Here is a 24525-nt window from a genome sequence, read left to right as displayed (position 1 = left end):
GAAGCGTAGGCGAAGGCGCCCCCTGCCTGCCTACCTGTTCAGATAATCCGCGGCGGCGCGACCGGCATGACGCCCTGTGGCCATGCACGCGGTCAGAAGATAGCCCCCCGTCGGGGCATCCCAATCAAGCATCTCACCACAGGCAAAAACCCCCGGCAGGGCACGGATCATCAGGCCTTGATCAAGCTCCTCAAACCGCAGACCACCGGCCACGGAAATTGCTTCATCCAGCGGGCGCGGCCCCTCATGGCGAATCGGAACCGCCTTGATCAGCGAAGCCAGCTGTTCAGGAGCCTGCGGCAACGGGCGGGCAAATTCCTGTAAAAGCGCGATCTGGGCCGGGCCGAGTTTCAACTGTTTGCGCAGATGGTTGGTCAGCGTTGCCTTGCCGCGCGCACGGCCCAGGCGGGCGGCCACATCCGCAACATCCCGTTCCGGCACGAGATCCACGAACAGCGCCGCCCCCTTCCGCAGGGCGCGCGACATCGCATAGATCGCACTGCCTTCCAGCCCCCGCGACGAGATCACAAACTCGCCCCGAACGGAATGCGCCCCGGCAGTTAGTCTGGCCGGTTTGATCGGACGACCGAAATGTTTCTGCATATGGTCGGACCATTGCACCACAAGCCCGACATTGCTGGGCTGGAACGGGGCAAGGGTAAGACCTTTCTGCACCAGCCAGGGCACCCAGGCCGCATCGGACCCAAGCCGCCGCCAACTGGCCCCACCCAAGGCGAGGACCGTGGCATCGGGGCGGTCAATGACGCGCCCGTCCGGCGTGTCAAAGATCAGGGCCTCCTCTTCCCAGCCCATCCAGCGCCAACGGGTTCTGAGCTGCACCCCCAGCTCCCCGAGTTCCGCCATCCAGGCGCGCAACAGGGGGGACGCTTTCATCACCTTTGGAAACACGCGACCGGAGGAGCCGGTGAACACCTCCTGCCCCAGGCCGCGCGCCCAGCCCATCACCGCCTCTGGCCCAAAACCTGCGGTAATGTCGCGGATCCTCTCAGACCCGGAATAATTGGCAAGGAACTGTTCCAGCGGTTCATCTTTGGTCAGGTTCAGCCCGGATTTTCCCGCCATCAGGAACTTGCGCGCGGGGGAAGGTTTGGCCTCAGCCAAAGTGACCCTGACACCGGCGCGCGCCAGTTCCCCCGCCGCCATCAGGCCAGCCGGGCCTGCCCCTATGACACATGCGGTTTTCACGCGGGCAGCGACCCGTCTTTCACGCCATCCCTGAACTGCACCACCCGTTGCGGGAACGGGATTTCGATGTTGTTTTCCTTGAGCGTTTTCCAGATCTGCACCATCACACGCGGGGTAAACTTGTTGCGCCCGTCGTCAATGCCTTCCACCCAGAACTCCAACGCAAACTCGATCCCGTTGTCACCAAAGGCGCGCAGCTCGCAATCGGGCATGTGTTCGGGCGTATCGGTAAGCACGAAGTCAAGCTCCCCCACCGCGTTTTCCACCAGTGCGGCCACCTGTTCGACATCACTGTCATAGCTGACCGAGAAAGGCGCCTCGTACCGGTTGGCGCTGCCGGCATCGGAAAAATTCACCACGCGGGTGGTGATGAAGTGCTCATTGGGCACCACAATCCAGCGCCCGTCGAAGGTTTCCAGAATGGCTGCGCGGGCGGTCATTTTCACAATGGTGCCCGCCTCACCGCCATCAAGTTCAACATAGTCGCCGACCGTGGCCTGCCCCTCGATCAGCAAGATCACACCAGAGATAAAGTTCGACGCAATCTGTTGCAGGCCAAAGCCCAGCCCCACACCAATTGCGCCCCCCAAGACGGCGAGCGAGGTGAGGTTCACCCCCATGATATTCATCAAGACCAGGAAAGCCGCACCAAAAATGGCGATCTCGGCAGCTTTGGCCGCAAGTTCCCGCGTGGCGGGGCGCATGTCTTCTTGCTGCTTGATCAGTTGAGCGGACTGATCATTCGACCAGCGACCAAACCAGAAGATGATCCCCCCCACCACCGCAAAGCGAATTGCGAATAGCAGCGAGAAGCTCATGTTGCCCAGCGGCACCACCGCATTGTCGAGCCAGGCCATCGCCGGATCCAGCAGACCGATCATGTAAAGCGCTGCGACCGGGATCAGAACATATTTGCCAAGCAGTTTCAGGAACGGGTCAGCCAGGATTTCACGGGCAAAGGCGCGCACGGCCAGGAACAGAAAGATGCGCTTGCCCAGCGCAATCACCGCGCCGGACCCGAAAATCGAACGGGTGACCGCCTCACCAATCCCGGTGAACGCAAAGGCCAGAAGCGGCATCATCAGGGGCAGGAACAGAAGCGAAAACTTCATCACCTTGGCAAAAATGTCGCTCCGCCCCTCTTTCGGAGTGAGGTATTTCAGGATGAGCGGGGTCAGCTTGCCATTCGCATAACGGGCCGCCAGAAATGCCGCGATCAGCAATGCAAATTGCGACCAGGCAGCCGGAGACAGGATCCACCCCTGCACAACCTCCCATACCGGTTCCAGATATCCCCAGATTTTTTGTACGATTTCCGGTTGGTCTTCCATCCCTCACCTCTTGCGCTCATACTCGTGATCAGACTGCATCGAATTTAGACAGGTTGATAGCCCTTTGGCGGGCAAGAACAAGGCCCCTGATCCGATTTCCCCATTATGGGGTCGGGCCATCCCACCGGATGCCAACCCCCTCCGGCGCCTAAAGCGTTTAATCCAAAACGCCCCCCTGCTTATGAGGCGGTGGCCAAAGCCCCCCAGCAAAGGTAGGGACAAGGGGCGCCTTCGCGCACGCTCAGGCGCGCTGTTGGTGGCTCACTTCGTGAGCCTGTGAAAGCACCTCGGCTCTCACCTGAAGCAAGGGATGACCGAAGCACTTCAGGGGCTCTGCCCCTCGCGCTCTGCGCTCACCCCGGAGGATTGGTGCCAAGAAGAAGGGCGCCTGCTTTCTTCTTGGCACCAATACTCCCGCCGGAGGCATCCCGGAAACCGACACGCAGTGGCTTGGATCAGGCAGGCACCATGGCCTTCATGGCAGCGACGTGATCCGGGCTTTGGCCGCGGGCATGATCAGCCAGGTCAAGGGCTGCGATCATGAGCTCGGGACCTTCGACAATGCGATCAATCAAGCCCCATGAGAGGGCTTCATCCGCAAGAATTTTCTGCCCCGCCATAAGGATCATCTTGGCTCGGGCGGGACCAACAAGCGCCGCCATACGGCCTGGATCGGAAGGTTGCGGCAGGTAGCCCAATTTCATCACCGGGTAGAAGAACTTGGCCGAGGGCACCGCGATCCGGATATCGCAGGCCAGCGCCATGCCCATGGCCCCACCGGCCAGCGTTCCGTTCAACGCTGCAATGGTCAGGCAAGGCGCATTGGCGATGGCCCCGGAGAGACGTTCCCAGACATCGTCAGTTGCAAGGCCTGCGCGCGCCTCGTCCAGATCGGCACCGGCCGAGAACACTTTGCCCTCACCGGTCAGAACCAGCACGCGGGCGTCACCCGCTGCCTGCTGTGCAATTGCGGCCAGCTCTTCCAGCATCGCCTTGGTCAGCGAGTTTGCCTTGTCCGGGCGGTTGATTGTCACCGTCCAGACCCCGTCATCCTTGGTCAGGTTGATCATCCAAATACCTTTGCACGTTGGCGGATCGAGACGTCGCGCAGCGAGATTTCCTCGCCTTTGAACTCATCCGCATCTTCAGAACACATCCACAAAAGCGCACGCGCCACCCATTCGGGTGGGATGTGGTCATCCCATTTGAGCTGCGCCACGGCGTTGATGCCCGAGGATTTGATCTCGCGTTGCATCTGTGTGGCCACGGTGCCGGGCGACAGGCCGATGGCACGGATGCCCTTGCCGGCCCCTTCCTTGTGCAGCGCCTTGGTCATCATATGCACCCCCGCCTTGGAGGCACAGTAATGGGCCCAGCCTTCAAGCGCATTATGGGCCGCACCCGAGCTGATGGTCAGCACCGAGCCACCCCCCTGTGCCGCCATGATCGGCATCACGGCGCGCATGCCGTAATAGACCCCCTTGAGGTTCACATCGATCACATGGCCCCATTCGGCCGGGTCGCTGGTCATCATTGGGCCAATCGGCTCAATCACACCGGCATTGTTGATCAGCACGTCGATGCGGCCAAACTTCTTCATACCCGCATCCACGACCGCCTTGACATCTGCCCATTTCGACACGTCACAGGGCACGGCAAGCGCGCGCTCTTCGCCAATTGCCTTGGCAATGGCGCTGATCTGGGCCGCCCCGCGCGCGGTCAGCACGACATTGGCCCCCGCCCCCGCAAAAATATGGGCGCTTGCTTCCCCGATCCCACGGCTTGCACCGGTGATCAGAACGGTTTTTCCGGTCATATCCAACATGTTGCCCCCCTTCTTTGCCTTAAGAGTAACCCAGTCACCAAAGCGTGGCCAGACGGGATGATGACCGCCGCCCGCATCGTGGCCCTTGCGAGACACCGGCCCAGCGTTTACCTGAATGAGAAGCAAATGAAGGAGCGCCCATGACCCGGCCCGACACGGACAATTCCAAGCTTGAGACCCTGACCGAACAGCTGCTCGCCGCGGCAAGGCGCGCGGGCGCCGATCAGGCGGATGCGCTGGCGGTGGATGGCACCTCGGTGTCCATCGACGTGCTGGGCGGCAAGCTGGAACATGCAGAGCGTTCAGAGGGGGTGGATATTGGCCTGCGGGTCCTGATCGGCCAGCGGCAGGCCATCGTCTCGGCCTCGGACACGTCCGCCGAAACGATCGCGGCGATGGCCGAACGCGCGGTGGCGATGGCAAAAGAGGCCCCCGAAGATCCGCATATCCGGCTGGCACGGGCCGATGAACTTGCAAAGGAATGGGATCTGGCCGCGCTGGAACTGGCGGATCCATCCGATGAACCGGACCCGGCGGCGCTTGAACGCGATGCGGCAGAGGCGGAGGCGGCAGCGCTTGCCGTGAAGGGGGTGACGCAGGTGTCGTCGGCCTCGGGTGGGTATGGGCGGCACCAGTTCCACCTGATGACCTCAAACGGGTTTTCCGGTGGCTATGGGCGCACCAACCGGGGTACCTCGGTGGTGGCAATCACCGGGGAAGGCGCCAATATGGAACGGGACTATGCCGGGGAAATGCGAGTGTTTCAGGCCGACCTTCCCTCTCCCGAAGACATCGGCACCAAGGCGGGGGAACGCACCGTTGCCATGGCCGGGGCAAAGAAGCCCCCCACGGGTGCTTTTCCGGTGCTGTATGACGAACGCGTCTCGGCCTCGCTGATCGGGCATCTGCTTGCCGCCACCAATGGGGCGATGATCGCGCGCGGGTCCAGCTGGGCGCGGGATCTGCTGGGCAAAGAGGTGCTACCCGCTGGGCTTGACCTGATCGAAGACCCGCTGCGCCCCCGGATCACCGGGTCGCGGCCCTTTGACGGCGAAGGGTTGGCGACCCGCCGCCGCAAGATCATTGACGCGGGCGTGCTGACCGGCTGGACGCTGGATCTGGCCACGGCAGACAAGCTTGGGATGGAGAGCACGGCAAGTGCGTCGCGCGGCACCTCCTCACCGCCCGGCCCGTCGATTTCCAACGTGGCCCTGACACAGGGCCCACAAAGCCGCGAAGACCTGATCCGCGAGATGGGGACCGGGCTGATTGTCACCTCGATGATCGGATCAACCATCAACCCGACCACAGGGGATTATTCGCGCGGGGCGTCCGGGTTCTGGGTGGAAAACGGCGAGATTGCCTATCCGGTCAATGAATGCACCATCGCGGGCAACCTGATCGAGATGCTGCGCACCCTCGTGCCTGCCAATGACGCCGAACCGCATCTGAGCCGTCTGGTGCCCAGCCTGCTGGTGGATGGCATGACACTTGCGGGGGCGTAAGTGGGCGACCTCGACCTTCTGATAAATGCGGCACGGGCGGCGGGCGAGATCTCATTGGGGTTCTTTCAGGACGACCCGGAGGTCTGGCACAAGGAGGGGGATCAGGGGCCGGTGACCGAAGCCGACCTTGCCGTTGACCGCATGCTGCATGGCGAATTGCTGGCAGCGCGCAATTACGCGTGGCTGTCCGAGGAGACCGAGGATGACAAGGCGCGGCTTGATGCCGAGCATGTGTTTATCGTCGATCCGATCGACGGCACGCGCGCCTTTATCGAAGGGGCCTATCACTGGTCCCATTCGCTGGCCGTGGCCAAGGGCGGAATTGTGCAGGCCGCAGTGGTTTACCTGCCCGCCGCCGACAAGCTTTATGCTGCCGAACGGGGCAAGGGGGCCACGCTGAACGGCACGCCCCTGCGCGTTTCCGACCGGCATGATATTGACGGTGCCACCGTGCTTGCCGCCAAACCCAACCTGGACCCGTGGTTCTGGAAAGGGGCCAAGGCCCCGCCGGTAACCCGCGCCTTCCGTTCATCCCTTGCGTATCGTCTGGCTTTGGTGGCCGAGGGGCGGTTTGATGCAATGATGAGCCTGCGCGGCACTTGGGAATGGGACATTGCCGCTGGAAACCTGATTGTCGAAGAAGCTGGCGGCGATGTGAGCGACCGCCGCGCGGGGCTGGTGCGTTTCAACAATCCGACCCCGATGATCAATGGGCTGGTGGCCGGGAACCCCGACATTCACCACGCCCTTGTCGCAGGGTTACTTTGATCAGATCCAGTAAGGTTTTGTTAGAACTAACATTCAATAAAATTTGGCTTTGCGGATCAGATATCAGACGCTAACACTATAGGCACCGAATTTGAGAAAGGTGCCTGCTTTGACTGATCCGAAGACCTCCCCCGCCCCTTCCGCAAACCGCCGCCCCCTGACCCTGCGCGACGTTTCCGAAGCCTCTGGCGTCAGTGAGATGACGGTCAGCCGGGTGTTGCGCAATCGCGGGGATGTCAGTCAGGCCACGCGGGAAAAGGTCCTCGCCGCGGCAAAGGAACTGGGCTACGTGCCCAATAAAATTGCCGGCGCACTGGCCTCACAACGGGTAAATCTGGTTGCGGTGATCATCCCGTCGCTGTCGAATATGGTGTTTCCCGAAGTGCTGACGGGCATCAATCAGGTGCTGGATGAAACCCCTTTGCAGCCGGTGTTCGGCGTGACCAAATATGACCCGGAGCGCGAAGAAAAAGTGCTTTACGAGATGTTGTCCTGGCGCCCCTCCGGCGTGATCATCGCAGGGTTGGAACACAGCGAAAACGCCAAGGCGATGCTGCGCGCGGCAGGAATTCCAGTGGTGGAAATCATGGATACGGACGGGCCCGCCATCGACGCCTGTGTCGGCATTTCACATCGCCGCGCTGGCCGGATGATGGCCAAGGCGATCCTCAAGGCAGGCTATCGCAATATCGGTTTTCTCGGCACCAAGATGCCGCTGGATCACCGCGCCCGCAAACGGTTTGAAGGCTTCACCGAGGCGCTGGCGAAAGAGGGCATCGAGATCATGGATCAGGAGTTTTATGAGGGCGGATCCGCTCTGGCCAAGGGACGCGAGATGACCGAAACCATTCTGACCCGCTCCCCCGATCTGGATTTTCTGTATTATTCCAATGACATGATCGGCGCCGGCGGGCTGCTTTACTGCCTCGACAAAGGCATCGACGTGCCGGGCAAACTGGGGCTTGCGGGCTTTAACGGGGTGGAGTTGCTGGAGGGGCTGCCGCGCCGACTGGCCACGATGGATGCCTGCAGGCTTGAAATCGGGCGTGCCGCTGCAAGAATCATCGCCGAGCGCGCCCAGGACGGGGGAGTTGCCGGTGGCGAACGGGTGGAACTTGCCCCCAAGATCGAACCCGGCGAGACACTGAAGCGACGCTAGACATCCCGTGCCCCGCAGATTAGACGACTGGCAGGCACCAACGCGGCCCCGTGGCTCAACTGGATAGAGCAGCCCCCTCCTAAGGGGCAGGTTGCAGGTTCGAATCCTGCCGGGGTCGCCAGCGTCTCTTCCCTTATCGCAAATACCCGGCAGATCCCGTGGGGGGGGCAGGCGATTTGCCTGACCTCCTGAAGGCCCCAAGACAGGGAAGAGCATCCCTTGGTTGCAAAACTTTCTTTCGAAACATCGCAAGGTCGTTTAGAGAAGAAGCAGTATCTGGCTGCACCGGGCAAGGCTGACGGGCATTGAGCCTTACAGGCATGACCCGCCTTGCGACGCCGGACACATGATCATGCAGTCGGGATGCGGGATGAACAAGACAGTCCATAATATCACAGGTGCCCCCCCTGCCAGCGGTGCGGAGGAATTTGCTGATCTGGGTGAGATGTTCCGATCCCTGTGGCGACAGAAACGGCTGATCGCGGCGGTGACCCTTTTATGTGTCGCGCTGGGCGCCACCTATGCCTACCAGATTGCAACACCGAAATACCGCGCCACCAGCGTCCTGTTGCTTGACACATCCGGGCGACAACTGGTGGATCTGGGGGGCTCTCTGCCCAGCCTCGGGTCCAGCACGCAAGAGATCAACACCGAGGTGGAAGTGCTGAAAAGTCGCCGCCTGCTGCAACGGGTGGTCTTTGCGGAGAACCTGACGCAGGACCCGGAATTCAACGATGCCCTGCAATCACCCGGCCTGACGGCCCGCGTGAGGGGCTGGCTGTTTGGCAGTGCCCCCGTCGACAACAGCCCGGCCGCCGCTGAACGGCGCGCCATCAATGCGCTGCTTGCGGCCATGCGGGCCCATAACCTGCCCAAGACCGACGTGCTGCAAATCACGGTCGAGACGGAAAGCGGTGCCAAATCCGCCGCATTGGCAGATCAGATCGCAAGGCAATACATCCTCTATCAGATGGATGTGAAATTCGACGCCACGAAAGAGGCCTCCGACTGGCTGAGCCAGCGGGTGGCGGATTTGAAAATCCAGCTGGAAGATGCCGAAGCCAGAGTGGCCGCGTTTACCGCGCGCACCGATGTGGTCAGCCGGGAAACCGTTCTGGCGCTGGATCGCCAATTGAAGGACATGCGAAACCGCGCCGAGACCCTTCAGGGCGAAATGGATGAGGCAAGCGGGCGGACCAATCTTCTGCGCTCTTTGATCACGGCCCCCGCGCAGGAGAAATCCGAGCAGGCCGGGGATGCCCGCCTGACCCGCCTTTTCCAGACCGAGGGCGCAAGCGACGGATTTGATCAGCGGTTTGACCTCATTTTGTCGCGCGCAACGCTTCAGTCCCAGCGGATCCAGGCCCAGGCCGAGGCGCTGGGCAAGGGCATAACCGAGCTGGAGCAGCGCATCGCAACCCAATCCGACGATCTGATCGAGTTGCAGCACCTGACCCGTGAGGCGGAGGCAAACCGGCTGCTTTATGAATATTTCCTGAGCCGGCTGAAAGAAAACTCGGCACAGGAGGGGATCCAGCAGGCGGACAGTCGGATCCTGTCAAACGCGGTGGTTCCAAACCTTCCGTCTGAGCCGAAGAAATCCCTGATATTGGTCATGTCTGCTGTGCTTGGCCTGTTGCTTGGCACGGGCGGCGCGGTGATCCGAAACGCGACCCGGAACAGTTTTCGCACCGCATCTGAGCTGGAGCTTGAAACCGGCCTGTCCGTGATGGGGCAAATCCCGCTTTTGCCGACAAAATCCCGCCGGGAGGCCGTGACCTATCTGAAAAACCGCCCCAGTTCAGCCGCAGCGGAAGCCATTCGCAACCTGCGCACCTCTGTCCTGCTGTCCAACCTTGACGCGCCGCCACAGGTTATCCTGTCCACCTCATCCCTGCCCGACGAGGGGAAAACCACCATCTCTTTCGCCCTGGCACAGAACCTTGTGGGCATGGGGAAGAAGGTGCTTTTGGTTGAGGGCGACATGCGCCGCCTCGTGTTCAGTGACTATCTGGACCGCGGGGCACCGGTGGGTCTGCTCAGCGTTCTTTCGGGGGCATCCACGCTGGAGGAGGCAATCATCAAAGACCCCGCCCTTCAGGCCGATATCCTGATCGGCGAACCGGGTGAGGTGAATGCGGCGGATGTGTTGTCTTCGCAGAAATTCCGCGATTTCCTTGAGCTGGCACGCAGCACATACGACCATATCCTTATCGATACCCCCCCGGTCCTCGTGGTGCCGGACGCAAGAGTGATCGCCCCTTCTGTCGATCTGATCCTGTTCACCGTGCGGTGGGATCAGACCCCGAAAGAGCAGATCAAAGATGCCCTTCGGATGCTCTCATCCGTCGGTCAACCGGTTGGCGGGCTGGTTCTGAACCAGATCGACGGAAAGAAGATGAAGCGATATGGCCAGGGGCGCTACGGGGCCTATGGCAACAGCTATTACACCAACTAACCACCCCTTTGACCATGAACCGCGACAGAGGGTGAAGCGATCAGGGCGTGTGGGGGCGTGAATTATTGCAATTCTGGAATTGCATCACGTTATAGTGGGCCAAGTCGTGTTTTTTAGGTACTTTGCCGCAACGTTGCTTCGCGGCGCAATGTAGCCCCATTCATGCAGCTCAGGGCGCCCGATCGGGTTTGCTTTGATCAGAGACAGCAGGTCACCATGCGTATTGCTTCTTTCCTCCTGACCCTCTCGCTGGCGCTCTCTGCCAGCCTGGCCACAGCCCAGCAAGCGCCCGCACCGGACGGGGTTCCCTGCCCGGCTGAAACCCCTGATTGCACGCCTACCGCCCATAAGGGGCCTGCGGATGAGGTGGTGAACCTGCCCCCTGCCGGGGAGGTTCAGAACGTTTTCTTCAGGATTGCACCGGCATTGGGTGCGGTCGGGGCAGTTGCACTGGCCGCAGGAGGGGGAGGGGCCACAACTTCGACCACCTCAACGGTCAATAACTGATCCCACACGCCATGATCGGCCCCATCCGCCGGTCACCACAGGCTGATCGGCGCCTTGCTGAATTTCCGCTGCGTCACCTACATCGGCCCCAGCGACGCCCGCATCCCACAAGCTGAAATCAATCATGGATATTGCCCTTTGACTTGTATTACCACTTCTCCCAAGCTGCGTGTGAAAGGAAGAGAGATGCGGAAACACTTGTCTATTCTGCTGGCGATTGGATTGCTCTCCTCTTGCGGTGCGGCCTATCACAGTTCACGCGTGGTTGAAGGCACGGCAGATGGCAACAAAGTACGCGTCCTGCCGATCACGGCGCAGAATGTTCTTCTGGCCAACCGATCCCCCTATACACCCCGCGAACTGCCCGCGGCCTTTCATTCCAGTGCGGGGACTGCCGGTTCTTTATACGGCGGCGGCCCGGCCCCGGCCCCGATCCATGCGGCCCCAACCCGGCCAGACGCACTGGAAACACGCCTGCCCCCGGCCCGCAAACCCGCCCCCTACCGAATTGGTGTCGGGGATGTGGTTCTGCTGGCCACCCCCACCGGCACATCGGTGGAGCAGCTGACCGGCCTTCTGGCCGCCCAGAACAGTCGGCAGGGCTATACGGTTCAGGATGATGGCAGCATCGCCATTGCCGATATCGGCCGGGTCGAGATTGCGGGCCTCACCTTGCAGGACGCTGAGGCCCTCTTGTTTCAACGTCTTGTCAAAGCCCAGATCGACCCGACTTTCAGCCTGGAAATCACCGAGTTCAACTCAAAGAAAGTCTCCCTTGGCGGCGCTGTGGCCAAACCCGGCGTGCTGCCGATCACCCTGTCCCCACTGCGGCTGAAGGAAGCTCTGGCGCAGGTCGGGGGGGCCACGACACGAACGCCTGAATACAGTTCGGTTCGACTGTATCGGGACGGAACCATCTACCAGATCCCGCTCGAACAGCTCTTTGCCGATGCGCGGCTGGGGGAGCTTCCGCTTCTGGCCGGTGACAGCCTGTTTGTAGATGACAGATACGACCTTGATCAGGCCGAAGCCTATTTCCGGCAGCAAATTCAGCTGGCTGAGTTTCGACAAGCCAGCCGCGGCGCCGCCCTCAGCAACCTGACCACCGAGATTGCCCTGCGCCGCAACGAGCTGGAGGAGCAGCGTCGCACCTATCTGGACAAGGTCCGTCTGGACGCGGTTGACCGCGATTATGTGTATCTTACCGGCGAGGTGAAATCACAAGGCCGCATGGATCTGCCCCTCGGCCGTCAGGCCAGCCTGGCGGATGCGATTTTCAAAGGCGCAAACGGCCTGTCCATCAAAACCGCTGATCCACGCCATGTTTACGTGTTGCGGGGATCACATGATCCGATGGAGTTCAACGCCCTGACCGCCTGGCAGCTTGACCTTCGCAACGCCGCAAATCTGGCGCTGGCCGCCCGCTTTGAGCTGCGCCCGAATGACGTGATTTTTGTGGCAGAACAACCCGTGACACGCTGGAGCCGCACCATCGACCAGATCTCTCCCAGTCTGATCAGCATCGGGGCAAATGCCGTGAACAACTGACCGCTGTGCGGGGCAAGACCCCTTCACGTGGTTTATAAAGTCATAATATTTTCAGTAGGATGCGAAGGTCTTTCCTCCGATCTCCCTCTCACCCTGCCCGCTCGATCAATTCTTTCTTAAAGTGTTTCGACTTATTGTTGAGACACAATGATAAGGCGAAACGCTCGAAACCTACTGATGTTGCGGGCGTTTCCCTGCTCTACTCCTTGCCACACCGATGAGGGTCGGTGTGTGAGGTGAGGACACCTCATCAATCACGTGAGGTGATACAATGTTTGGAACTTTTTCACGGCACATGCCCAGCGCATCAACCGGCTGGGCCAAAGCGTGGAAATTCGCGGCAGCATCTGCATGTCGAGCTGCACCATGTTTCTTGGCGCCGGCAATGTCTGCGTCTCACCCGAAACAACCTTTGGCTTTCATGGCCCATTCCGGTTTGGCGCCCGGCTGAGCGCAGCCGAGTTTGACGAATGGTCCAACCTGATTGCGTCACATTACCCGGCCTTGGTCAAAACCTGGTATATCCACAAGGCCCGCCACCAGAATTTCTGGCATTTCCCGTCTGAAAGGGCGCGAGCTGATCCGTCTGGGCGTGGCCCGGTGCCGTTAAAGCGCTTCCACAAAACGTTGAAACAGGCGCGTGTTCAAAATCCCGTTCGAGCGCAGCGAGAGGCAGGGAATTTGAACTCCGCCAAATGTGGAAACGCTCCAAGGCCCCGGCTATTTTGATCGCAGCCCTGCGGGGGGCTGCGCCAGAAACCATTGATAGGTGGACATGATCCCGTCATTCAGCGGGATGGACGCCTGCCAGCCCAACCGCGACAGGCGGCTGGCATCCATCAGCTTTCGCGGCGTTCCGTCAGGCTTGCTGGTATCAAAGACCAACGTGCCTTTGAACCCTGTCACCTCAGCCACCATTTCTGCCAGCGCCCGGATTGTCACATCCTTGCCGGTGCCAAGATTGATGTGGCTCAGCATCGGACCGGTTTCACGCTGATAGGCCTCTGTCGCCAGATCCATCACGAAAAGAGACGCGGATGCCATGTCATCCACGTGCAAGAACTCACGCCTGGGGTGACCGGAGCCCCAGATGGTGACCTGATCCTCCCCGCGCACCACCGCCTCGTGAAAACGGCGGATCAGCGCCGGAAGCACATGGGCGTTTTCCGGGTGGAAATTATCACCGGGTCCATAAAGGTTGGTCGGCATGACCGAGCGATAATCCACGCCATATTGCCGATTATAGCTTTCACACAGCTTGATCCCGGCAATTTTTGCAATGGCGTAAGGTTCATTGGTCGGCTCCAGAACCCCGGTCAGCAACGCCTCTTCCCGCATCGGCTGTTCGGCCATACGAGGGTAGATACAGGACGACCCCAGCTGCAACAGCCTGTCCACCCCGGCCCGATAGGCTGCGTGGATCACGTTGCATTCGATCATCAGGTTTTCATAAATGAACTGCGCCGGATAGCTGTTGTTGGCCAAAATGCCGCCCACTTTTGCAGCCGCCAGGATCACCTCGTCCGGGCGCGCATCGTGCATGAAGCGTTCCACATCCGCCTGATTGGTCAGGTCAAGCTCGGCCGAGCTGCGCGTGATCAGCGTGATGTCCTCTCCTGCCGCCTGACGTGCGTCCAGAGCCCGCAGGATCGCCCCTCCAACCATCCCGCGATGCCCCGCCACATAGATCCGCCTGCTCATGCCAACTCTCCCACAGATTGCATCCAGTCTTACAGGACATCTCGGAAAGAAACACCACAAGAGAATGCGCACAAAGGGCAGGCTGGGGGGAATGCTCTGCAAGAGAATGTACTTCCACCAGTTTTCATACGGACCCATGGACAGATTGCCCCCGCTTTCCAGCCCAGCGCCCCATTGTCATAAGACCAGCGCTGGTTTAACCTCTATTCTAGTCCGGTATTCGTTTTTCTGTTTTTGACTAAAAAGAAAGCGAGCCCGCTTTGCTCTTCTCTTATTCGGACCCTGATCCCCTGAAGGCGGCCTACCGGGGCTTTGCGCCCGGAAAGGTCAGCTGCGCATGAAAATTCATATCCTGGGCCTCAATTACGATCCCGAGACCATTGGCACAGCGGTCTACACAACCGGGCTGGCGGAAAACCTTGTTTCGCGCGGGCATCAGGTGGCGGTGACCACCGCGCATCCCTATTATCCGCAGTGGAAGCATCCCGCCGGTTGGCCGCGCTGGTCTTATCACACCAAAACGCCCCGTGACGGTCTGCGCATCACCCACTGCCCCCTTTACGTGCCGACCCGCCCTTCCGGCCTGGCCCGTATCCTGCATTATCTGAGTTTCGCACTCTCCGCGACGCCTCGCGTGGGATGGTCTGCATTCAGGGAGCGGCCCGATATCCTGTTTGTCGTGGCCCCATCGCTGGTCTCAGCCGTCACCGGCTGGGCGGTGGCCCGACTGACCGGGGCCAAACTTTGGCTGCATATTCAGGATTTCGAAGTGGAGGCCGCCTTTGCCACCAATGTCTTTTCCCCCAACAGCCATCTGGGGCGGCTGACCCTGAGGTTCGAACGCTGGGTCCTGCGCCGGTTTGACCGGATCAGCACAATCTCTCAGCCGATGCTAGAGAAGCTGCGTGAAAAGGGCGTGTCGGGGGCAAAAACATATGAGCTGCGCAACTGGGCCAATATTGCCCGCGTATCGGTGCTCGAAGGGCCATCTCCGATGCGGGAGGCGCTGGGGATCAAGCATCGGTTTGTTGCGTATTATTCGGGCAGCATTGCCGCGAAACAAGGGTTGGAGATCATTCCCGACACCGCACGCCTGCTGCAAAATCGCCGGGATCTGATCTTTGTGATCTGCGGCGAAGGGACCTTTCTGAGAGAGCTGCAGCAACGCGCGGCCGATTTGGACAATATCCGCTTTCTGCCGCTGCAACCGCTTGAGAAACTCAGCGATGCGCTAGGCATGGCCGACCTGCACCTGCTGCCCCAGATCGAAGCGGTGGAAGAGCTGGTGCTGCCGTCAAAACTGACCAACATGCTGGCCTCGGGACGTCCCGTTCTGGCCACCACGCAGCCAGACAGCGCCCTGGCGCAAGAGATCAAAGGGGCAGGCGAAGTCACCCCGCCGGGGGATGCGCCGGCCTTTGCAAAGGCGATCGAAACCCTGCTGGACCGGCCTGACCTTCGGGCGCAGATGGGCAAAACCGCCCGCCAACACGCGCTGGATCACTGGAACATGCAGGCCATTCTGGATGGGCTGGAAAACGCCCTGCAGGATCTGATCCAAACTCACCCGCACTCTTCCCAACACCCGACCGACCCCCCAACACACCCCGAGACGAATTGACATGAAAAAGGCACTCATCACCGGGATCACCGGTCAGGACGGATCCTATCTTGCTGAATTTCTTTTGGAAAAAGGATATGAAGTGCATGGGATCAAGCGCCGGGCGTCGTCCTTCAACACCCAGCGCATTGACCACATTTACGAAGACCCACACAATGACAGGGCACGTCTGAAACTGCATTACGGGGATCTGACGGACACATCGAACCTGACCCGGTTGCTGCGCGACATTGAACCGGACGAGGTTTACAATCTCGGGGCGCAATCCCATGTGGCCGTTTCATTCGAGGCCCCTGAATACACGGCGGATGTGGACGCGATGGGCACCCTGCGCCTGCTGGAGGCAATCCGTTTCCTGGGCATGGAGCAAAAGACCCGCTTTTATCAGGCCTCCACCTCCGAACTGTATGGGCTGGTGCAGGAAACCCCACAGCGCGAGACCACTCCGTTCCACCCGCGCTCACCCTATGCAGTGGCCAAGATGTATGCCTACTGGATCACGGTGAATTACCGCGAAAGCTATGGGATCTATGCCTGTAACGGCATCCTCTTCAACCACGAAAGCCCGCGGCGCGGCGAAACCTTCGTCACGCGCAAGATCACCCGCGGATTGTCCAATATCGCAATGGGGCTGGAGCCCTGCCTTTACATGGGCAATATCGACGCGCGGCGCGACTGGGGACACAGCAGGGATTTTGTGCGGATGCAGTGGATGATGCTGCAACAGGAGGTGGCCGAGGATTTCGTGATTGCCACCGGCGTGCAGCATTCGGTGCGTGACTTCATCCGCTGGAGCGCCCGCGAACTTGGGCTGGAACTGGCATTCTCGGGCACGGGCGTGGATGAGATCGCCGCCGTGGCCGCCATTACCAGCAACAAGGCCCCGGCCCTCAGGGTGGGGGATGTGATCCTGCGCATCGACCCGCGCTATTTCCGCCCTGCTGAGGTCGAGACCCTTTTGGGCGACCCGAGCAAGGCAAAGGCAAAACTGGGATGGGAGCCAAAAATCACCGCACAGGAAATGTGTGCCGAGATGGTCGAGGAGGATCTGAAAGCCGCGCGGCGCACCGCTTTGCTGAAAGAGCACGGGCTGGATCTTCCGGTCAGTCTGGAGGGGTAAGAGCGCGCAATGGCCCCGGATCCAAAAATTTCAGGCGTTACCCCCGGAGGTGTTGGGTTGCCCCCACCCCTATGCGCCACTTTGCCGCCGAAAGGAGGCCATCATGTCCGGGGATAAAAAGCCATCCCCACTTGCGCCGCCCAGGGTCGTCTTTCTTGGGCTGCAAAGTTTTGGGCGTGTCGGCGGCATTCAGCGGTTCAATCAGCGCCTTGTGCGTGCTTTGCTCAGCGCGGTGGGGAAAGACCGGCTGGAGGCGCATTTCATCCGGGACCTGCCGGCGGATATTCCCGATGACCTCCGCGAGGTTTCCACCGCTTTTGGCAATGGGAAACTGCGATATGTCCTTCGCTCCTTCACAAGGGCGCTCTCCGCAGATGTGCTTATGATCGGGCACCTGAATCTGCTCTGGATCGGGGGGGTGGTGAAAGCCATACGGCCCCGCATCACCCTGATCCTGATGGCCCATGGGGTTGAGGTCTGGAACGATCCGGCCATTCGCCCGGCGCGCTGGTATGAACCGAGGCTGTTGCGCTGCCCCGACCGGATTGCCTGTGTAAGCACCTATACGAAATCCGTGATGATGCGGGAATTTGGTCTGGACGACCGGCAGTTCACGATCTTTCCCAACACGGTGGATGCCAAGGTGGATGCACAGCACACCCCCACGGCCCCGGCCTTCGCGCTGGCAGTCAGCCGCATGGATCCGCATGATCGGAGCAAACATCTGGATCAGATCATCCGCGCCATGGCCGAGCTGCCCTCATATCTGGACCACACCAGGCTGGTCCTTGTCGGTGACGGGCCCTTGAAACCTGACCTTCAGACCCTTGCGCAGACACTGGGCGTGGCGGATCGGGTCACATTTGCGGGGCGGGTAAGCGATACAGAGCTGCAAAGGCTTTACCGCGACGCAACCCTATTTGTCCTGCCCTCGTCCAAGGAAGGGTTCGGCATTGTCTATCTGGAGGCCTGGAGCCATCTGCTGCCGGTGATCTGTTCCATCCACGGCGCCGCACCCGAGGTTGTGACCGATGGCGTGGATGGATTTGCCATCGACCCCCAAGACAGCCCCGCCCTTGCCCGGGCCATGCAACGCCTGTTCGAAGATCCCGCACTGGCCGCAAAAATGGGCCAAAAAGGCGCTGAAAAACTCCTGCAAAACTACACCACGGATAGGCTGCAAGCCAATGTCGCACAGCTGATTGCCCAACCGGAGCACGGGTGACTTGGCGCGGGTGATGAGTGACATATCGACAGAGTTTCGGCACGCATCCCCGCGGCCCGACCCGGCAAAACTGCGCTGGATGGGCAATCTGGTGATCCTGTTTTTCGCAGCCCTCCTTGTCGAAGGTATCTTGCGCAAATGGGTGCTGAGTTCCTATCACCGGCCGATCGCATTCCTCCGCGAGCCCCTGCTTTTCCTGATCTACTGGAGCTATCTGAAAGCGTTTATCCCCGATACCCGCTGGATACGCCCGTTTCTGATCTATGCATTCTTCATCACGGTTCTGGCCTTTGCACAGAATATGTATTGGCAATACCCGCTGATCGTGCCGCTTCTGGCCATTCGGTATTTCGTGCTCTACATCCCGCTTGCCTTTATCATGTGGCAGGTGCTGGACGAGGGTCAGATCCGTCGTATCCTCGTCTTTCTGCTCTGGGTCTCGGTGCCGGTTGCCGTCCTGGTCATGCTTCAGTTCCTGTCACCGGTTGCAAGCCCGATCAACAAGGGGATCACCGATGATATCGACAGCCGGTTTGTGGTGATCGAGGGGATCATCCGACCCTATGGGCCGTTCACCTTTGTGCTGGGGCAGAACTACTTCGCGGCGATGATGACCGGCCTCAGCCTTGTGGCCCTTGATCAGCGCAAGAGATTTCGGATCGGCCCGATCACCCTGTTCCTCGGGGCGATGTCGGCGATCACGATGGGGGCACTCAGCGGGGGGCGCACCTATTTTGCCTATCTGCTCCTGATCGTGCTGGCCTATATCTTTGCCGGCCTCACCGCCCGGCGCGCAAGGGTGGCCTTGAAGCGGCTGGTGACCGTCACCCTGTTTGCCGCGGTGTTTGTGACCATGTTTGTCGTGGTCTTTCCCCAGGCTTTCGCCTCGATGACCCAACGCCAGATCAACGCATCAGCCAATGAAGGCTCCCCCATCTTGCGGGCAACCTCGATGATCACGGATGGGTTTTACGCGCTGGACGAGGCCCCCCTTCTGGGCACCGGCATCGGGTCCGGCACCAATGCAGCCCGCGCCGCCGTCGGTGTCACGCGCGGGTTCATCAATGGCGAAATGGAATGGCAGCGGTTCATTTTCGAGTTTGGCCCGCCGCTGGGCGCGCTCATGCTGGCGCTCAGAACCTGGCTGGTCATCTGGCTTTTCCACTACGCCCTGCGCGTCAATCGTCAAACCGGGGACGGGTCTGCGCTCATATTCTGGGGTTTTGTCGGGCCGATGCTGCTGACGGCGCAGATTTCGATGCAAAATCAGATGGTTTCGATCAACTGGGTGTCCGTCGGCCTGATGCTGGCATTGGCAAAGCAGAGCCTGACCGCGCGAGGTGGCCGATGAAAGTCACCCTTTCAACCATCGGCCGGTTCCACATGTTTCCGCTGGCCCGAGAGCTTGAACGCCACGGGGTTCTGAACCGGATCTACAGCGGGTTTCCCTGGTCGAAACTGGCCCGCGAAGGGGTGTCGAAATCACGGGTGACGCGCTTTCCCTATGTGCGGCCCATTCTGATGGGAACGCGGGTTCTGCCCTTTCAGGTTCCCGCAGCGATGCTGGACCGCCTGCACCAGCTTTCCGTGGTCACGCTGGATCACTACGTGGCCCGCACCCTGCCCGACAGCGATATTTTCGTGGGCCATGAAGGGGTCGGGCTGCTCAGCGGGGCCGCCGCCCAAAAGCGCGGTATGCTCTATATCTGCGACCGGGGCTGTGCGCATATGGCCTGGCGCGAAAGGCTGCTGAACGAGGAGAATGCCCGGTTTGGCCTGCCCGCCCGCCCGCGCCCCCGGACCTATGCGCGCGAGATCGAGGAATATCACCGGGCCGACCTGATCGTGGTGGCGTCTGAAATGGCAAAACGCTCGTTTCTGGCAGAAGGGATCGACGCGCAAAAAATCGCGATTGTGCCATATGGCGTAAATTTTGACCGGTTCCACCCGGCAGGCAAGCCCAGCGCAGAGCGGTTTGAGGTCGTGTTTGTGGGCGGCCTGTCCCTGCGCAAGGGCGCGATGGATCTGCTTGCGGGTTTCGAAGCCGCCAATATTGCGAACAAGCGGCTGACGCTCATCGGGCAGGTCGATCCGCAGGTCGAAGCCCTGCTGGGCGCACGCCTGCCTCACCCCACGATCAACCGCCTTGGCCACGTGCCGCATGACCAGCTCAAACATCACATGTCCCGCGCCCATGTCATGGTGATGCCAAGCATCGAGGACGGGTTTGGCATGGTGGTGGGAGAGGCGATGGCCTGTGGCTGTCCGGTGATTGTCTCACACCATACAGGCGCGGCAGACATCGTGACCGATGGTGAAAACGGTTATGTCGTGCCGATCCGCTCGCCTGAATTCATTGCAGAGAGGCTGGAAGAACTGGCCACCGACCCCACCCGGCAGCGCGCAATGTCCAAGGCCGCCCTGCACTCGATCACCCGGCTGGGCGGATGGGATGTCTATGGGCAAAGAATGATCGACCTCTATGCTCAGGCCCTCAAAGAACGGGGACGTTCCGCATGATGGCCCCCGCCCGCAAGATCCTGCACCACACTCCCCGCGCGCTGACATTCCTGACCGGAAGCGCCGGGGCACAGGGGATCGCGGCCCTGACGGGCCTGTTCCTGGCCCGCTGGCTGTCTGTGCCCGACTATGCCCTGTTCACCGTGATGATCACCCTAATCAGCGCCACGAACATACTGACCAAAGGCGGCGCGCATTATGGTTTTGCCGCCATTCTGGGGAAAGTCTGGCCCGACAGGGAGCGGACCGCACAGGCCGTGGTGGCCGTTTTGCAGATCCGGCGAAGAGTGTCGCTTTGGACCCTGCCCCCGGTTCTGGTGGTGGCTGGCTGGCTCCTGCACAAAAACGGGGCCTCCTCCGGCGAGATCATCGGGCTTTGCACCCTGCTTTGCGTGATCTGGTGGGCGGATATGCAGACCCGGCTGGTGGATCAGGTGCTGTTTCACGCCCATCAGACAACACGCGTGCAACTGCTTGATACCAGCCTCGCCGCCCTGCGCCTTGCCGGGGCGGGCCTTCTGTTCCTTCTCAATGGCCTGAGCGTCCTTCCCGCAATTTGCCTGAGTGCTGCCACCGCCCTTGCCCGCATCCCATTGATCCGAAAATGGGTGGCAAAGATTGCCCCGCTTCAGGGCGCGGCGGCCCGGCCTGAGGACATCTCAGCCCTGAAAACCAGTGTGAGACAGCAATTGCCGGTTGAGATCTACATGGTGCTTCAGGCGCAGATCATATTGGTTTTACTCACTATTTTCGGAACCGGGACCGAGGTCGCAAGTTTCGGTGCCTTGGGGCGTATCGGGCAGATCCTGGTGCCCGTCACGATGTTTACCACCGCTTTCCTGATCCCGATCTATACGCGGGCAACAGGCAATCTTGCCACGCTTCTTTTCGGGCTGACACTCCTGTCCGCCCTGCCCGGGCTGGGTTTCATTGTCCTGACCTATCTCTACCCCCATGCGGTTCTGTGGCTGATTGGGGAAAACTACGCGGGCCTGCAAACCGAGGTGATCTGGGCAGTCGGCGTGTCCGTGGCGATGCGGCTGGCGACCACCTATAGAAATCTGGTTGGCAGTCGCGGCTGGATCCGCTTCAACATCCTGCAGATCCCCCTATTCATCCTTTGGGTGTCCGCAACACCCCTTCTGTTTGACCTGTCCACCCTGATCGGGGCGTTTCAGTTTCAGCTTGGGTTTGCCCTGATCATCACCATCGCCGCCAGCGTGGATTTCATTTTCGCCCGGCACACGCCCCCTTCTGCCAAACCAACGTGAGGTTCCACAGGTTTCCCCAACATGTCACTGCACCGTCTCCGCTATAAACTGATCATCTGGTCAACCCGTTCCCCCCGGCTGTATTTTGCGCTGCGCCGGATGGCAGGCCGGATGAATGCGCGATGTGTCGGGCCGCAGACCGATATCGTGATCGAGGGATTTCCGCGCTCGGCCAACAGCGCCACCACCCACGCGTTCATCGACCGGCAGGAACCGGGCATCCGCGTCGCCCATCACCTGCATCATGTGGCGCAACTGCTTGAAGGGATCCGGCTGGGTGTGCCCTGCGTGGTGCTGATCCGGGACCCGAAATCCGCCATCCTGTCGCTTCGCGCACTTAGGGTCGAGGCGCAAAACCGCGAGAATGCTGGCCGCAATGGCGAAACATTCGAAGACGCCCTGAAAGCCTGGCTGACCTTTTACGACACATTGCGACCTCAGCTTTCCCATGTGGTGATCGCGCCCTTTGAAGAGGTGACGCAATCGGTTGCCCCCCTCATCTCCGATGTGAACAGACGGTTCGGAACCCAGTTTGCCACCTCCTTGCCCGCAGGCCGGTCCGAGCGCGTTCTGGGCTATCACGCCAAACCCACCCCGCTGCGCGACGACATCAAGCGAAAGCTGGCCGCGGAGCTGGAGCTGCTGATCGAAACCAATGCCGGATTTCGCCGCGACCTTGCACGCGCGACGCAGCTCTATCAGACCTATCTGGACGCATATGCCCAGCGCCCCGACAGTTTCGGGGCACGCTCATGAAGGTTCTGCACCTCATCGCATCCGTAAACCCCAACCAAGGCGGGCCGCTGGCTTTTGCCCTCAACATGGCACGTGAGCGGGAAACCCACGGGCACAGCTCTCTTTTCATCTCAACCGATCCACCCAACGCAGACTGGGTTGCGGCGTTCCCATTTCCCATTGTGACGGCGCCAAACTCTCGCCGCGGGATCGAGCGGGCCGTGACTGAACATTGCCCGTCCTGTGATGTCGCAATTGTGCATGGTCTTTGGAACTTTTCCAGTATCGGGGGATACAACCCCCTGCGCCGCAACGCGGTGCCCTGGCTGCTTTACCCTCATGGGATGCTGGACCCCTATTTTCGACGCATAAAACCGGTCAAGCACCTGATCAAACAGGTCTATTGGCTTTTGTGGCAGGGGCGTATGCTGAGCGGTGCGGCAAAGGTTCTGTTCACCTGCGAGGAGGAGCAGACCCTCGCGCAAAATGCCTTTTGGGGCCATCATGACTATTCCGGTATTGCCGTGCGTTATTGTGCAGCGGATCAGAAGATCACGCAGCCACGACCGGTGCAAATACCCGGCCTGCCCGGGCGCGACAGCTCTCGCCGCTGCCTTCTCTTTCTCAGCCGCATTCACCCGAAAAAGGCCGTAGACACGCTCCTCACCGCCTTTGCAGAAATCGCCCACACCTTCCCCGACATTGACCTGATCATCGCAGGTCCGGACAAGAACAGCTATGCCGATCAGCTGAAGGCGCAGGCTGCATCCCTTGGTCTGGACGGGCGGGTTTTCTGGACCGGGCAGGTTGCCGGGATCGAAAAGCAGACCCTGTTTGCCGAGGCAACGGCCTTTGTCCTGCCCTCTCATCAGGAGAACTTTGGACAAGTGGTTGCCGAAGCCCTGTCAGCCGGCACCCCGGTTCTGATTTCCGACAAGGTCAATATTCATCGGCAGGTTTCAGAAAATGGCGTCGGTCTGGTCTGCGAGGACAGCCTGCAGGGCACCAAAGAGATGCTGACGCGTTTTCTTAGCCTGCCCGATCAGGACCGTCAGGCCATGGCACAGGCCGCACGCCCCACCTATGAACGGCTGTTTTCCGTCAAAAGCGCCTATGCGGATCTGCAAGATCAGATTGACGAGGCGCTCGGCGCTGATCAGCCCTGTTGCGGCGGCGATGAAAACGGCTTCCAGCAGTCATAATGCGCAAGCCCCGCCCGACCGAGGTCGGATGCAACCTGCCGGGTGGCGGCATTGGGCCTGAGATCCGGCTGTATGAGCGCCCCGTTTTCCCCATACCCAAACGCCGCCATATCCCCTTGATACAACGCGACTATCTTTTCGATCTGCGAAGAAGAGAACGTGGGGGGCTGATAGTTTCCGGCATTCAGAACCGAAACCGAAACACGGATCCCGTGCGGGGCGAGATATGTCGCTGCCTCCTCTGCCAGATTTTCACAACGCACCACCGCATCCACGAGGTAATTGCCGTTCTCGTCAATCAATTGCGTTGAAATCGGGCGCCGGGGCCTTTCGGTGAGCCAATCGAGAAAATAATCAAAGGACCGGGCCGCACGCACCTCATGAAAACCCGCGGCATATTCCGCCGGGAAACTGTCGCGCAGGAGGTGCGTGTAGTAGGAATAAACCCAGCTTACCGGGTGGCGCACAACGGTCAGTTTCATGGCCTGCCGGAACGACGGTTCAGGCAGAACCTCTCGCGCGCCCATCAAGCTTAGATGACTGTGGTGGCGAAAATCGAACAGCCGGGGATGCATCGCTTCAAGCCCGATCCTGCGCAGCATACGGGCCGGAAAACTGCGGGGAAACGGATCGGCAAACGGCGCGAGAGCGGCGGAAAAACTGGTACTCGCTGATTTCGGCAAGCGGCAATAGATCAGGTTCTTCTCATGCGAAACGATCATGCCCGGCCCACGCTCCAGACGCACGGGCGCACCAGACAGGGGCACCATGCGGGTTGGGTCTGCCGCCAGTCACCGCGTTGCGCCCTCATGGTCACGGCGCC

The 24525-nt window shown here is 60.4% G+C and carries 21 protein-coding genes and 1 tRNA gene; 15 read left to right on the top strand and 7 right to left on the bottom strand.

Annotation, left to right across the window (positions count from 1 at the left end; all coding sequences use genetic code 11):
- Positions 1–30: 30 nt before the first annotated feature.
- The 4 genes from AKJ29_RS18205 to AKJ29_RS18190 all read right to left on the bottom strand — a co-directional run bounded on the left by AKJ29_RS18205 (position 31) and on the right by AKJ29_RS18190 (position 4359).
- A complete protein-coding gene (locus AKJ29_RS18205; RefSeq protein ID WP_074963657.1) occupies positions 31–1206 on the bottom strand; it encodes a TIGR03862 family flavoprotein in 1176 nt (391 codons plus the stop codon).
- Positions 1203–2537 (bottom strand): mechanosensitive ion channel family protein, encoded by a 1335-nt coding sequence (locus tag AKJ29_RS18200; RefSeq protein WP_055192958.1) that lies wholly within the window; start codon positions 2535–2537, stop codon positions 1203–1205. Before AKJ29_RS18200 ends, AKJ29_RS18205 begins: the two co-directional genes overlap by 4 nt.
- Positions 2538–2992: 455 nt before the next feature.
- On the bottom strand, positions 2993–3607 hold the full coding sequence (locus tag AKJ29_RS18195) for an enoyl-CoA hydratase/isomerase family protein (protein WP_055192957.1): 615 nt from the start codon (positions 3605–3607) through the stop codon (positions 2993–2995).
- On the bottom strand, positions 3604–4359 hold the full coding sequence (locus AKJ29_RS18190) for an SDR family oxidoreductase (protein WP_055193008.1): 756 nt from the start codon (positions 4357–4359) through the stop codon (positions 3604–3606). Before AKJ29_RS18190 ends, AKJ29_RS18195 begins: the two co-directional genes overlap by 4 nt.
- Before the next feature lie 143 nt (positions 4360–4502).
- Between AKJ29_RS18190 and AKJ29_RS18185 the strand changes: the two genes are divergently transcribed.
- From AKJ29_RS18185 to AKJ29_RS18160, 6 genes are all read left to right on the top strand, one after another.
- The gene (locus tag AKJ29_RS18185) at positions 4503–5867 is read left to right on the top strand and encodes a TldD/PmbA family protein (RefSeq protein ID WP_055192956.1); all 1365 of its coding nucleotides are present in this window, start codon (positions 4503–4505) and stop codon (positions 5865–5867) included.
- Entirely contained in the window at positions 5868–6635 is a 768-nt protein-coding gene (locus AKJ29_RS18180; RefSeq protein WP_055192955.1) for an inositol monophosphatase family protein, read from the top strand.
- 109 nt (positions 6636–6744) lie between these two features.
- Positions 6745–7794: a LacI family DNA-binding transcriptional regulator gene (locus AKJ29_RS18175; protein WP_055192954.1), complete on the top strand. Its 1050-nt coding sequence runs from the start codon at positions 6745–6747 to the stop codon at positions 7792–7794.
- A 44-nt stretch (positions 7795–7838) separates the two neighbouring features.
- A tRNA-Arg gene (locus tag AKJ29_RS18170) sits at positions 7839–7915 on the top strand.
- Positions 7916–8164: 249 nt separating this feature from the next.
- Positions 8165–10252 (top strand): GumC family protein, encoded by a 2088-nt coding sequence (locus tag AKJ29_RS18165; protein ID WP_055193007.1) that lies wholly within the window; start codon positions 8165–8167, stop codon positions 10250–10252.
- A 216-nt stretch (positions 10253–10468) separates the two neighbouring features.
- The gene (locus AKJ29_RS18160) at positions 10469–10759 is read left to right on the top strand and encodes a hypothetical protein (protein WP_139231360.1); all 291 of its coding nucleotides are present in this window, start codon (positions 10469–10471) and stop codon (positions 10757–10759) included.
- Here the strand turns inward: AKJ29_RS18160 and AKJ29_RS19780 are convergent.
- Positions 10742–10885 carry a hypothetical protein gene (locus tag AKJ29_RS19780; RefSeq protein WP_161805488.1) on the bottom strand — a complete coding sequence of 48 codons (144 nt, stop codon included), beginning with the start codon at positions 10883–10885 and terminating at the stop codon, positions 10742–10744. The two genes, AKJ29_RS18160 and AKJ29_RS19780, sit on opposite strands and share 18 nt — an antisense overlap.
- Before the next feature lie 60 nt (positions 10886–10945).
- Here AKJ29_RS19780 and AKJ29_RS18155 point away from each other — a divergent pair, with 60 nt between their 5' ends.
- On the top strand, positions 10946–12307 hold the full coding sequence (locus AKJ29_RS18155; RefSeq protein ID WP_175502269.1) for a polysaccharide biosynthesis/export family protein: 1362 nt from the start codon (positions 10946–10948) through the stop codon (positions 12305–12307).
- Positions 12308–13027: 720 nt separating this feature from the next.
- Here the strand turns inward: AKJ29_RS18155 and fcl are convergent.
- Positions 13028–14008, bottom strand: a complete 981-nt coding sequence (gene fcl / locus AKJ29_RS18145; RefSeq protein ID WP_055192951.1) for a GDP-L-fucose synthase — start codon at positions 14006–14008, stop codon at positions 13028–13030.
- A 337-nt stretch (positions 14009–14345) separates the two neighbouring features.
- Between fcl and AKJ29_RS18140 the strand changes: the two genes are divergently transcribed.
- The 8 genes from AKJ29_RS18140 to AKJ29_RS18105 all read left to right on the top strand — a co-directional run bounded on the left by AKJ29_RS18140 (position 14346) and on the right by AKJ29_RS18105 (position 23702).
- A complete protein-coding gene (locus AKJ29_RS18140; protein ID WP_074963658.1) occupies positions 14346–15629 on the top strand; it encodes a WcaI family glycosyltransferase in 1284 nt (427 codons plus the stop codon).
- A gap of 1 nt (position 15630) precedes the next feature.
- Positions 15631–16749, top strand: a complete 1119-nt coding sequence (gene gmd, locus AKJ29_RS18135) for a GDP-mannose 4,6-dehydratase (RefSeq protein ID WP_055192950.1) — start codon at positions 15631–15633, stop codon at positions 16747–16749.
- Positions 16750–16852: 103 nt separating this feature from the next.
- Positions 16853–17974, top strand: coding sequence for a glycosyltransferase family 4 protein (locus AKJ29_RS18130; RefSeq protein ID WP_055192949.1), 1122 nt, complete (start codon positions 16853–16855; stop codon positions 17972–17974).
- Between the two features lie 13 nt (positions 17975–17987).
- Positions 17988–19325, top strand: coding sequence for a hypothetical protein (locus AKJ29_RS19775; RefSeq protein ID WP_161805486.1), 1338 nt, complete (start codon positions 17988–17990; stop codon positions 19323–19325).
- Complete coding sequence (locus AKJ29_RS18120; protein WP_055192947.1) at positions 19322–20494, top strand: glycosyltransferase; 1173 nt, start codon at positions 19322–19324, stop codon at positions 20492–20494. The genes AKJ29_RS19775 and AKJ29_RS18120 overlap by 4 nt, the downstream gene beginning before the upstream one ends.
- Complete coding sequence (locus AKJ29_RS18115; protein ID WP_055192946.1) at positions 20491–21765, top strand: hypothetical protein; 1275 nt, start codon at positions 20491–20493, stop codon at positions 21763–21765. Before AKJ29_RS18120 ends, AKJ29_RS18115 begins: the two co-directional genes overlap by 4 nt.
- A gap of 21 nt (positions 21766–21786) precedes the next feature.
- Positions 21787–22521: a hypothetical protein gene (locus tag AKJ29_RS18110; RefSeq protein ID WP_055192945.1), complete on the top strand. Its 735-nt coding sequence runs from the start codon at positions 21787–21789 to the stop codon at positions 22519–22521.
- The gene (locus AKJ29_RS18105; protein WP_055192944.1) at positions 22518–23702 is read left to right on the top strand and encodes a glycosyltransferase; all 1185 of its coding nucleotides are present in this window, start codon (positions 22518–22520) and stop codon (positions 23700–23702) included. Before AKJ29_RS18110 ends, AKJ29_RS18105 begins: the two co-directional genes overlap by 4 nt.
- Here AKJ29_RS18105 and AKJ29_RS18100 read toward each other — a convergent pair.
- Complete coding sequence (locus AKJ29_RS18100) at positions 23657–24472, bottom strand: sulfotransferase family 2 domain-containing protein (RefSeq protein ID WP_055192943.1); 816 nt, start codon at positions 24470–24472, stop codon at positions 23657–23659. The two genes, AKJ29_RS18105 and AKJ29_RS18100, sit on opposite strands and share 46 nt — an antisense overlap.
- Positions 24473–24525 lie beyond the last annotated feature (53 nt).

This window comes from Aliiroseovarius crassostreae (assembly GCF_001307765.1).
GTDB classification, from domain to species: Bacteria; Pseudomonadota; Alphaproteobacteria; order Rhodobacterales; family Rhodobacteraceae; genus Aliiroseovarius; species Aliiroseovarius crassostreae.
This window is presented reverse-complemented; position numbering and strand designations above follow the sequence as displayed.